An 11,841-nucleotide genomic window follows, 5' to 3' on the forward strand; every position below is an offset into this window, starting at 1 on the left:
TAAATAGATTTGGGAAGCTAAAGAATGAAAATATTTGTATTATTAATAAGTTATGCACTAACACAATGTGCCCTCTTAAACTAATTTGCCAACTCTTTTGGAGAAGAACCTAATATTATTTTATCTAAATGTCAAGTAAGATCAAAAAAATCGGATAAAATTATCCTGTCAGAAAAACCTGCTGGCGAAAAAGAGACGATCGACTAAAGGGCCAGATGAGGCTCGAGATAGTTATTCATAATATCGTCGTAAATCTCTTTATAAGCCGGGTCATCTACCAGGTTCTTCAGCTCATCCGGGTCCTCCTTGAGGTCGAAAAGTTCGCAAGGCGTGCCTGTGGTTCGGTCAATGACCAGGCGGTATCTCTCGGTCGCGGCCATGACCAGATAAATATTTATACCGCTGGCTTCAATAGCGCTGAAGCCCACTTCTCGAGGAGTGCCTTTACCTTCCAGAAAAGGCAGCAGTGAGCGGGCGTCTGAGCCTGGAATAGGCTCTGCCCCGGCTATATCTATAATGGAACCGGTTAAATCAATTGACTCTATGATTCCATCTACCACCTTCGGTTCTATCGGTTCAGGCGGCCGAATAATAGCAGGGACTAAAACCGATGATTTGTAAAAATTCATCTTGGCCATAAGGTTATGATCGCCTAGCATCTCGCCATGATCCGCAGAGTAAAATAACCAGGTATTATCACTTAAACCAAGCTCTCTAATAGTGCGAATGATATGGCCGATTTGCTCATCTATCAGTGAGACCATACCGTAATACTGTCTGGCTCCCTTGAGGACATACTCATCGGTTAGCAGTTCCGAGTTACTGTGCTTGAAAAGTCTGTCCAGATATCGCCCAGCGACTTCATTGGATTTGATCGGCGGCTGTTTGGGGCCGCGAGGGATATTAACCTTGCTGTAATATTCGGCCCAGACAGGATCGGCCATCAAAGGCACGTGAGGCTCAACAAAGGAAACCATCAGGAAAAACGGCTTTTGACCATCGTAGCCCTTAAGCCAGTCAGTGGCTTCTTTAGCAATAAAGGAGGTCAGGTCGTCTTCCTGTGGCAGGACACTGGTTACGCCATCCCAGTGATTGGGCGTCATCCGCCAGATCGAGCGAATCTGCTCCCTATAGGGTTCGAGAAGTCCCTTGGCCTCCAGGTGCTCGGAATATGGCGTGATAAGATCCACCGTAGGAAAGGCGTGCACGTACCGATCAAACTCCTCTAATATGTAATCCAGGCCGAAGGAGCGGACAAAATCGTTATACTGGCGGAGATCAATCCCTTTTTTGTCAGGTTGTTCCACCATGTTTTCCGGTTTCGGGCTGTAAAAATGCGTCTTGCCAACCTTAGCCGTGGTGTACCCGGCTTTTTGAAGCTGCTTCATCATGGTGGGCCACTCCGGATCAAAGTCTTTGGTAAAATTTTCTGAGATGCCATGCTGATGCGTGTACTGCCCGGTAATAACCGAGGCCCGTGAAGGCTGACACACCGGGCTTTGACAGTAAGTGCGGCTAAAACGCACCCCTTCGCTGGCCATGTCATCCAGGTTGGGGGTCTTAATAAAATCATTTCCAGCACAACCCAAGGCATCATGGCGGTGCTGATCACTAAAAAAGTAGATGATGTTAGGTTTAGATTCTGGCATTCTTTACTCCTTCCGATGAGGTTTGTAGCGCGGTGGTGAAAAGAGTCCTTTTAATTCTTCCACAGGGATTTTTTCGCCGATCTCCTTGGGGAAATAGGCCTTCAGGTAAAGTCCCTGGGGTTTGTTTGTAAAGAGACGTGGCGTGCCTTCCAATTGGCGGTACAGGGAGACAAGTCCTTTTTTTAGTGTTATTTTCGGACCCCGGCCCGTGCGGCTGTAAAACGTATTCTTAATTAATTAAACATGTTACTGACTATGATAATCCAACAGAACTTGTTATAATATTATTTTATCTAAATGTCAAATAAGATCAAAAAAACTGTGTCGCTAGCACATGATATGACCAATGAGGGTGTATCTCCACTGGGAGGTGCACCCATGAAACGATCAGAAGTGCTCCAGGGAATCAGGATGATGCGATTTGAGGAAATTTACAATCAATATCGGTCCCATAGTTTCAGTTGCGAAAATGCGGCTGAGCTATTGGGGACTTCGGTCAGTTCCTTTTACCGGATGAGGCGGCGTTACGAAGAAGAAGGTTTTGAAGATCTTTTGGATCGACGGCCCGGCCGTGGCTTAGACCCAAGTACCGCTTGATAATGATGAGCCCGCGGTAAAGCTGAGGCTGCATGCACCCACCAACATTGACCGTGATATGAAATGCGGGATGCCGCTTTGATGATCCTCCTGATAATCCATTCGATGGACCGCCGCCGAGAGCGGGCTTTCAAAATAGCTCGTCGGAGGCGGCGGTTTCTCCACTTGCGGCATAGGAGTTGATTTGATAGATTAACCAAACACTAGGGGGACACTGTCAATTCAAGTCTGATTCAGGACACTTTAAGACAGGTTCAGATCTCTCGATCAGTATAGTTTGATAGTCCATTTCATATCTTCCGGCCATTAAAGGTTAGATTACTAACTTAAATTCGACCAACTCACTCTCTGATACAGGTTATCAAGATTTTTATTATTGAAGCATCAAAATCATGGCCGAGGTTTTAAGCGCTCGTACCATACCGAACATGAATTCAAACCGCAAAATCATCCAGACCGAGGGCGTTGAGTTGTTCTGGTAAAGGTGCTCCTGTATCTCGGTTCCAACCTCGAGCCTCGTAGTATTCGTCCAACATACGCTCCGTATCTGTCTTGGTGATTATCTTTTGTTTATAATAGTCCATCATGGGCAGCTCCTTCTCACCGGCTTTCATCGGTTCAAACCATAACTCGGGAGCAGCATCGTGCTCCCGGCCGAAACCCAGTCGCACGTTGAGTTGCTTTTGCATATTCCAGGCCCGTTCTCCCCGTCTGAGTAACCTAGCTGGATCCATCTCTTCGCCGGTAATTGCCTCATAGAATTCGAGAAAATAGTCCATGCTCTGGAAACGATGAATGTACAGACGGTGGCATTGACCCAGGGAATTGAAGAGGGAATACCAATCTTCGGTGTGTTTGGTCAACCGAGGCACTTCAAAGGATTCGGCGGTAAAAGTGCGGCTGATGCTTTCATCTGACATGCCGGTCCGCTTAGCGTGGTGGACAAACTGCTCGATTGGCCGGCCTTGCATATAAATGCCGGTTCCGCCACAGGCATAATTTGAACGGCCTGGGTGGACCATCTGGGCGAAGGCCATTGAGTTCATGCTGTCCGGCCGTGGGTCAATGAATGGCGAGCAGCCCTTGATGTGGATGGCCTGCTTTTCCGCTTCCGGACCCAGACGCTGGGCTGCCCCCAACGGCCCGTCGGCCATGATGTCGCCGAAACCTTCACGCCGGGCGGTCATCTCGACCAACCTCAAGACCGTGTCATAGTCCTTATTAATTTCCATCCCACCCGTCTGATTCTTGGTCAGAATGCCCTTGTCGTAAAGTGAAACCATAAGGTTCAGGACGTTATTAAAATTGATGCGGCATATACCAAGACGATTAAATACGGCCACCCGATTGACGGCTCGGTTGTGGTTGTCCAATGGTGTGGCTGCGCTGGATTCATCCTGTCCCAAAAAATCGGTCATATAGGCTGTGCTCGGTGAGAATTCTCCCTCGCGCAACCGTTTAACTTCTTTGTCTGCCATGGGGCAACTCGGGCAGGCTAAAGCCTGGCGGACGGCGTTGTGGATATCTTCCCAGCTCCCACTGCTTCGACCCATGGCTGAAAGCCATTCCACGGTCATGGCAAAAGTTCCGCCCTTGATTAATTTGGGCCTCAATCGGTAACTCTTAACTTTCTCCATCATCCTATCAACTGCCTTGGTCAGCCGTCTTCGATCAGCCACATGGAGTGGTTGATCGCCCTGGCAGGCCACCACGGCCTTGAGGTTCTTGGCACCCATGACCGCGGGTAGGCCACCGAAACCCAAGGACCCGCCCTTGTCGATAAAGGTCACCGAGATGCCGACACGATTTTCGCCAGTCAGGCCGATAGGAATGATCGAGCAGGGTTCGTGACGCAGTCGCAAAGCATCCACGGTTTCATAGGTGTCTCGTCCCCAGAGATCGTCGGCCGGAAGGATTTCAACGTCGTCGTTGTAAATCTTGAGATAAACCGGATGGGCAGCCTGACCGGTGATAACCACATGATCGTAGCCCGAGGTCTTGAGCATTAAAGAGAAATGACCGCCGCCGCAGCCCGTGCCGATACCGCCTGAAAGAGGCAGTTTGGTTGTGATCGACAATTCGGCCGACCCAGGAACAATGGTTCCGGAAAAGGGGCCGGTGCCAATAATAATGGCGTTTTCCGGGGACAGAGCTCCTGCTTCGGGGGGAATCGCGTCCCAGGCCAGACGGGCGTTCACCCCCCAACCGCCAAGGAAACTCCTGGCCATTTCCGGATCCAGCGCCTCGGTCCGTGTTCGGCCTTCAGTCAGGTCCACATATAGTATGCGTCCCATGTATCCGTTCATGTCAGGCTCCTTTCACTTTTTTCTGAATCAGGGCCTCGTACGGACAATGACGGGCGCAGATGCCGCAGTTGTCGCAATCATCCTCAAAGGCGACGGCGTATTCTGTGTCCGCGCCCACCAACCGCCGGACACTGATCCTGGCCTTACTTGGATTGAAGGCCTTTTCAAATCTCAGCGAACAACGCAGCTCGCAAATTAGACAACCGGTACAGCGTTCGGAGAAAATCTCGATGGGCTGTCCTTTCTTCTTTTTTTCCATTAACTCGATCTCCCTTTCGATTAAGCCAAGATTGAGTACCAGTTGCCGCGTTGATCTGGTTTTTACACCGAGTTAGCCAAAATATCAGCTTCTTATAGAAAAAGGGCGTTATTTCAGTTATACATCTCATTCAATCGGTGGAGGATTGGCTGGGCCTCGCGCACAATGCGCTCAATCAGATCACGGCACGTGGGAATATCATCTATCAAACCCGTGCCTTGCCCGGCCGTTATCGAGTTTGTCTCAAGATTTCCTCGAATGAACGCGTCCACGGTGCGATTGCTTTGAACATTTGGGTCTGGTTGTTCCTGACCGGAGAAAGCTTCGTCATATGAAGGACGGCCGTCCTTTTGAGTAAAACGGCGGTTAAAGGCGTCGTTGATAAGCAGCCTGACCGATCCGCGGCGTTCCTCGACAAACCCCCGGTCCCCGACGCCCGCGCCGGTTTTTAATGCAGGACTCCCGTGCTGGACGGCGACGGTACTGGTATCGGTGGCATCCAGCAAAGCCTGTTTCACGTTTGGATGAGCGGGGCACTCCTGGGTGGCCATGAAACGCGTGCCCATATACACGCCTTCGGCACCCAGCGCCAGAGCGCCCATGAGTCCCTTAGCGTCTGCGATGCCTCCTCCGGCGATGACCGGAATTCTAACGGCCTCCACAGCCTGAGGCACCAGACATAGAGTAGTGATCTGGTCAAACCCGCTGTGCCCGCCTCCTTCCGTACCGGAAGTCACCACCGCGTCCGCTCCCGATTCTTCGGCGTTGCGGACGTGCCGCACGGTAGAGCAGACATGGATCACCTTCATGCTCGCCTCTTTGAGCCGCGTGGTATAGACCCGGGGGCTGCCTTGCGAGACAATGGCCACCGGTACCTTCTCTTCAATACCCACTTCCACGCAGCAGTCGCTGTACTCACGATCCAGGCCGCCTACCCCAACAACAAAATTCACGGCAAAGGGGCGGTCCGTCAGGGACCGGCACTTGCGGATTTCGGCGCGCAAACGTTCACCTGTTTCCCTCACATCCGTGGTCACCGTCTCCGAACCAGAATTCGGACCGATTGTTCCCAGGCCCCCGGCTTCGGATACAGCCGCAGCTAAAACGGCATCCGTGATCCAGGCCATTGAAGCCAAGACGATAGGGTATTGGATCTCCAACAACTCCGTAATCTTGGTCTTCATTTGTCCCGGCTCCTTTCTGGATTCATAAATTTTTAAGTTGCTTGTTTCGGCTTTTGTCCGGTAATACGGCTTAAGGACCCGGGAATGAATTCGTTGATCGTGACGTCAATAAACCCGGCTTCCTCCAAGTACTTTTGCACCTCTTTTTCCGAATAGGACCGGCCTTCACTGCTGGCGAAAACCTCGGCGATCCCCCACAGCGATGGACCGAGCGGCCCTCCTTTTTCCTCATCCAGGGCCTCACCTACCAGATGATACTCTCCGCCCGGTTTCATGGCCTCAAATCCTTTGGTGAACACCTGGGTGAGACGTTCGGAGCTGTACTGGGGCAGGTTGCTGGCCTGAATCATTATATCCGCGCTTGACGGAAAAGGGTCTTTGGTGAAATCACCGGGATGAGTGGTTATTTTGTCCGAAAGCTCCCACTGGGCGATGAACTCATCCGCGACTCGGCAGGCGGGTTCCAGGTCGAACATGATGGCTTTCAGGTGCGGGTAACTCTGAAGCGCGGCGATGCAATAGGCACCGGAGCCGCCGCCGATATCTAGGATCAGGGACCGGTTGCTCATGTCAACGTCCCTGGCGAACCGCATGCCCGCACCGAGACTCACGCTGTAAGTCCCCTCATGGAGAGCTTTGGCCTTCTCGTAAGTGTAGTCTTCATATCCTCCCAGGATCGAGGTTGGTTTTTTGGACCTGAGAAAATCCGCCAAGTCCTTCCATCGCTCGAAATCCCACTTTTGAGAAAGAAGCCAGGGGCCGGCGTAATTCCTCTTGCCTTTGACCAGGAATTTTTCCACGTCTTGGGCATTGCTATAATTCGAGCTGTCCTTGGTTAAAAGACCCATTCCCGTGCAGGCCGCGACCAGCCGGTGTGAATTAAGCACCGAAATATCCAGCGCCCTGGCAATCTCTTCTATAGTCCCGGCGCCCTCGGAGACCTTACTGAATAAATCAAGCTCGACTGCGGCCAACAAAACACTGGCTGTCTTGTGGCCGTAAGCGAAGTTCTGAAGACGAACCGTGTCCACTTTTTGTTTTTTGTCTTTCATACGGGCCTCCAGTATTGACTCCGAACCGTAAATCAAATGTATAGAATTGCCAGTTTACGATTAAACTCCATAGTTCTCAAAATGACAGAAAAGGGCTTCAATGGTTATTTTTTCGGCTTCCAATCCTGGGGAGGTATGCCTTCCTCCAGGATCATTTGAGCCACGTCCCGGTTGTAGCTTTCCCAATCGAACGGTTCACCCCACTTATAAGGCAATTCAAGTATCTGGCCCGGCTTTTCAACGGTTTCCAGGAAAGTGAGTGTGTCCTTGAGAATATTCATCTGAAGCTCCCGTTCGTGTGGCCGGCCGCATTGGCGGCCCAGAGGGAAATTCAAAAACACTGTACGGGGGGCCATAAGCTGTTTCATCATATCCAGACAGGAGCCCAGATACACAGTCGGGATTCCGGCCTCTTCCACACCGCGCGCGATCAGTCCCACGGACTGATGGTCCAGTGGTCAGGCCGCCACCAACAGGGTCGCGTCCACCTCCTGTTCTTGAAATTCACTCACAATCGCGGGGATGGTTTGCTGAAAAAGTCCGGACCGTTTATAGGTTCGCCCCATGCCCAGGCTCACGGCCAACTCGGCCGCCTGGCCGATAAAACCTTCTTCAGCCAGCTCCGGAACGCGTTGGATCGGGAAAATGCAATTGTAGTCTTTTACTGCGTCTCGATGGTCGAAATAGTTATCGTTAAGCCGGAGCCGGTCAAAGGGCGTATCGATGGGGATGATTCTCAGGGAAAAGTCGTTCACCGCCCAACCGTCAAAAGATTCCTGGCCGTCCTCGGAAATACCTCCGGAACTGATCAGGCCCACTTTTGACCGGTTCAAAGGTTTTGTCAACGGTGCGAACGAGGTCGAATCATAGACCGACCACTTATACTCCGGAAAACCCTGACTCTGGTACGACTTGTTCAAACAGGTTACATATTCAATGCTGGCCATGCGCCCCCTCCTTGCTTATCAGAAATCTCGCGGTACTTTACCTGGAATTATGCGGCACCTGCCGCGTTTCATTTATAGCGCAACCGTCATCTAACGCGTTGGACCATTTGGGGGTGTTGAAAAGCGCTTTGCCTGCCGTATAATGACGCTTTCTCGTCAAAAATACAGAAAAAAACCCTAACTGTTAATTTTCGAGCATAGTAATTCCTCACATCCCTTTAGGTCAAGCAAAAAGCCGGTCATTACCCATACCTAAACACTGCCCGGTAATGATGGCTCAGCGGAAAAGCAGAAGCCACATGCACCCACCAATGCCGACTGTAATATAAAATGCGGGATGCCGCTTTGATGATCTTCCTGATAATCCATTCGATGGACCGCTGCACCTCTTCGCCTTTCATATAGAATTCACAGAGGATTTGCAGCAGGTTGTGGGCTATAAGATGCCCATCTTCAATCGGGCCTGGTTGGCCTCGAATTTGTGGCAGCTGGTCTTGTCCCAACGCAAGATATTTTTGCCCTCCTTGATCCGGTTCTTCACATTGGCTCTACTGTTATATGTTTTCAAGACCTCCTTGGAGGACACTCTGGAATTGGTCACAATGAAGCCCTTCCTGGGGAAAAGCTCCTCTTGACTCCAATCGATCTTGCACACTACTCGCCTCGGCTTGTTCCAACTGCCGGCTTGATAGTGAAAGTCAAAGATCATGACCTTGACCCCCGACTTAGGCCAACGACCTGACGGTGGGCCAAGATCATCCCGGATCATATCCCAAACCTCTGATCGCTCTCGCGCAGTAGCAAGAAACCAGTGTCTGATGAAAGCTTGGTTCCCTAAAAATTCAACCTGATTGATCGGTTAAAATCAGGTCTTATGGCCTTCTTTTTTCTTTCACCATTGACAGACACTGGCCAACCTCCACTTATACTATTTTTTAGCCATTATATCAGATATTTGGGTGAAAGACTAGAGTTTTTTTAATTGTCTTGCCGCATAATCCAGGATAAAAACGATCTGAGTTCGTAAAATTATTTTGCCTTGTAGGTCAGGGTGGCCTGCGGAGCGGGTCTCCCTGACAATATTGCTTTAAAAACCATCTCAGATTAGCGCCAGGGCCAGCAAGGCCAGAATCGCTGCCAGGGCCGCTGACTGGCTCATGCCCAGGAAGGGGATCAGGAGCAGGCTCCCCAGCAGCGAGCCGACACAGCCGCCCAGCAGATCAGCGGCATAAAGAGGCGACACCACGATCTTCTGATCCTTGACTTCAAAGAGGCTGGCATAAGCGAATACACCGGAGACCAGGAACCCTGTCACAAAGAGCATAAAGGCGATAGGCAAGATGTCAAATTGATACTCCAGCCTTGATAAACCGAGAAATATCAAACTGAGGACTCCGAAGCCGATGAGCAGGCTTCTGCCAATTGACTTCCTGACGAAACCGTATTTAGCCGTTTGAGATGCGGTCAGCGCCCTGACCAAAATCGAACCCGCGGCCAGCCCGGCCATAAAGACCATCAATAGAATGCCAAGGTTTTGAAAGAGCACCCCGCTTTTGACCTGGTAATAAAGAATGAGCATCGTTTCCAGAACCATGCCGATGAATCCAGCCATGGCCACCAGGATAATCCGCTGAAGTCTGGCCCAGCGGCGGACCACAAGAAACAGCCCTATTAAACACCCGGCGGCCAGGACACCGGGAATCATCCCCGTACTGGCGGAAGTGCGCCAAAAGGAAATATCCCAGTTCATCATCCGGGGGACAAACTTCGAGAGCCAGATCAGGCTGGAATACTGGTAGCAAATCGGCCGCGTATCCGTGTTGGGGGGCGCTTTGGTCGAGGCCAGGCGGCCTGCTATTTCGGCAAACCTGTCATTGGTGTAAAGATAATTGATATAGGCCGGCGTGATCAGCCTCGTCTTTATTTTCCTTTGATTGAATCTCTCGATCAGTTGCTGTGGGTCGCGGCTCAGCGAAACGTTTGAGGCAATAATGATATTGGTGACCCCGGGCAGAACCACGACATCGGAAAAAACAGGGGCCAAGGAAAGATAGATACTCGTGTTTCTGAAAGTAACCAGCCGCGTCCAGATATTTTCCGAAGACCGCAGCCGGAAGGCCAGGACCCCTTCCGGTTTGAGCTTATGAGCGCATTGCTTGAAAAATTCACGCGTGTAAAAGCGGTTCGACTGCCCGGAATTAGGCTCGGGCATCCCCACCAGGATGAGATCGTAGCTTTTTGCATCCTTTAAAAAACTTCGCGGGTCCGCGTGATATATCCTGACCGTTTCCGATTCAAGGGGCGCCTGATAGCTCGAGGGCAGATGTTTGCGCGTCAGATCGAGCAGAACCGCATTCAGTTCCACGTAATCCACCTGGCGCGGGGCATGTTTCAGAATTTCGGTGATCACTCCTTCCACCCCGCCGCCTAATATCAGCACCTGGGCAAGTTGGTCGTGGTTGACGGCCGCCAGGTGGGCCAGCTCTTCAGCCGCGGCGCTCTCCGTCTCAAAAGAAAAGACGTCGTTTTCAAACACCACAAACTGACCTGCCCGGCCGGCGATGGTAATGCGGCTGTATGGAGAGTCCCGGCTGTCTATGAGGCTGGGATGATTCCACCGGGTCATCTCAAGATCAATAACCGGCGAGAACCAGAGAACAGGCAGCAGCATGCAAAATATTAAAACTGGAATGTACTTAAGCCGCGTCTTTATGCTTTGCCCTGGAAAGAATAATATTCCCACGGAGAGCAGGCTGCACAGGATGACGATGGTAAAATTCTGAATTCCGAATTTGAGGCACAAGGTGGAGCTCAGGCCGCCGATCAGCCCGCCAAGGCTTTCAATGGCATAGGCCATGGCCAGGGTCCTGTCATCGCTGACATAGAACTTGGCCGCCCACTGAAAGAGCAGACCTAAAAGTATCCCGACCGGGAGCAGGGTCAAGGTGATGGCAGTCAGCTGCTGCCAGAAAGGAAGATAGGAGCCCGGTATGCCTCCAAACAGGAACCTGATCCCGCGGATAAAAGCCACCTCCCCGGGCATAAGGAGACCAAAGACAATAAACAGCGATCCGATGGCCGCGGCCGAGGGGACATACCTTCTTCGCCCCATCAGGGCGCCGACCGCGGTCCAGAACAGCCAGATACCCATGGCCAGGATGTAAATCAGCTCGATGCCGTAAAAGGCCACGGTAAGTTCGCGCAGGATAAGTACCTGGCCCAGGATGGAAACGATGCCGATGGTTAGAAGATAAAGAGTCACCGATGATGCTTGGGATGAGGTTACTTGAAATCAGATTCGCTGAAAACAATGGCCTGGAAGGTGAAGAGCCGAGCGCCTTGCTTCCAGCCGCCTCTTGGTAATCCGGCCTTATGACATAAACGATCCAGCATCTCGTTTCGGCCCCAGCCATGTTCCACGGCCACCTGGGGGAGAAAGACGGCCGAACGGGTCTCCTTCCTGAGGACAACCCCGTCTCGCCCGACCTGGATATCTGCTGCCTTATCCACGGGTTTAAAAGGCGTCAGCACTGAAATCTCTATTTCAATTTCTGTCAGCTCCTTGAGGGTGACCGGCTTAAAGCGCCGGTCGTTGAAAGCGGCCTGAAGGGCCATAGCGCCAACGACCTGGCATAAAGGCAGATCGTCTGCCATGTGACCGATACAGCCCCGCAACTGGCCGTGTTTCTTGAGGGTCACGAACGCGCCCTGCCTTTGTTTAAGAACGGCGTCAAAACCTCTGGCTAAGGGAAAGGTCTGTGCAGTCAGGAACTGGCGCATCGTCTTGCGGGCAAAAGATAAAAGCGCTGTCTTATCCCGGGCGGCTAGTTCATTTTTACTTAAACCT

General features: G+C 51.4%; 11 protein-coding genes. 1 reads left to right on the forward strand and 10 read right to left on the reverse strand.

Translation table 11 applies throughout. The features are described from left to right. Positions 1-203: 203 nt before the first annotated feature. Entirely contained in the window at positions 204-1,649 is a 1,446-nt protein-coding gene (locus JRI95_13320) for a sulfatase-like hydrolase/transferase (GenBank protein MBW2062523.1), read from the reverse strand. A gap of 378 nt (positions 1,650-2,027) precedes the next feature. Between JRI95_13320 and JRI95_13325 the strand changes: the two genes are divergently transcribed. Then, entirely contained in the window at positions 2,028-2,246 is a 219-nt protein-coding gene (locus JRI95_13325; protein ID MBW2062524.1) for a helix-turn-helix domain-containing protein, read from the forward strand. A 434-nt stretch (positions 2,247-2,680) separates the two neighbouring features. Here JRI95_13325 and JRI95_13330 read toward each other — a convergent pair whose 3' ends face one another. From JRI95_13330 to amrA, 9 genes are all read right to left on the reverse strand, one after another. Further along, positions 2,681-4,552, reverse strand: a complete 1,872-nt coding sequence (locus JRI95_13330) for a hypothetical protein (GenBank protein ID MBW2062525.1) — start codon at positions 4,550-4,552, stop codon at positions 2,681-2,683. Position 4,553: 1 nt separating this feature from the next. Further along, positions 4,554-4,811, reverse strand: a complete 258-nt coding sequence (locus JRI95_13335; GenBank protein MBW2062526.1) for a 4Fe-4S binding protein — start codon at positions 4,809-4,811, stop codon at positions 4,554-4,556. Positions 4,812-4,924: 113 nt separating this feature from the next. Continuing rightward, positions 4,925-5,995 carry a nitronate monooxygenase gene (locus tag JRI95_13340; GenBank protein MBW2062527.1) on the reverse strand — a complete coding sequence of 357 codons (1,071 nt, stop codon included), beginning with the start codon at positions 5,993-5,995 and terminating at the stop codon, positions 4,925-4,927. A gap of 32 nt (positions 5,996-6,027) precedes the next feature. Further along, positions 6,028-7,047, reverse strand: coding sequence for a methyltransferase domain-containing protein (locus JRI95_13345; protein ID MBW2062528.1), 1,020 nt, complete (start codon positions 7,045-7,047; stop codon positions 6,028-6,030). Positions 7,048-7,151: 104 nt separating this feature from the next. After that, entirely contained in the window at positions 7,152-7,487 is a 336-nt protein-coding gene (locus JRI95_13350; protein MBW2062529.1) for a hypothetical protein, read from the reverse strand. Between the two features lie 18 nt (positions 7,488-7,505). Then, positions 7,506-7,994, reverse strand: a complete 489-nt coding sequence (locus JRI95_13355) for a hypothetical protein (GenBank protein MBW2062530.1) — start codon at positions 7,992-7,994, stop codon at positions 7,506-7,508. A 436-nt stretch (positions 7,995-8,430) separates the two neighbouring features. Continuing rightward, entirely contained in the window at positions 8,431-8,703 is a 273-nt protein-coding gene (locus JRI95_13360; protein MBW2062531.1) for a transposase, read from the reverse strand. A gap of 390 nt (positions 8,704-9,093) precedes the next feature. After that, on the reverse strand, positions 9,094-11,256 hold the full coding sequence (locus tag JRI95_13365) for a hypothetical protein (GenBank protein ID MBW2062532.1): 2,163 nt from the start codon (positions 11,254-11,256) through the stop codon (positions 9,094-9,096). Between the two features lie 20 nt (positions 11,257-11,276). Beyond that, a partial coding sequence (gene amrA / locus JRI95_13370) for an AmmeMemoRadiSam system protein A (protein MBW2062533.1) occupies positions 11,277-11,841 on the reverse strand: 565 nt, incomplete at its 5' end.

Source organism: Deltaproteobacteria bacterium (genome assembly GCA_019308995.1).
Taxonomy (GTDB): domain Bacteria; phylum Desulfobacterota; class Desulfarculia; order Adiutricales; family JAFDHD01; genus JAFDHD01.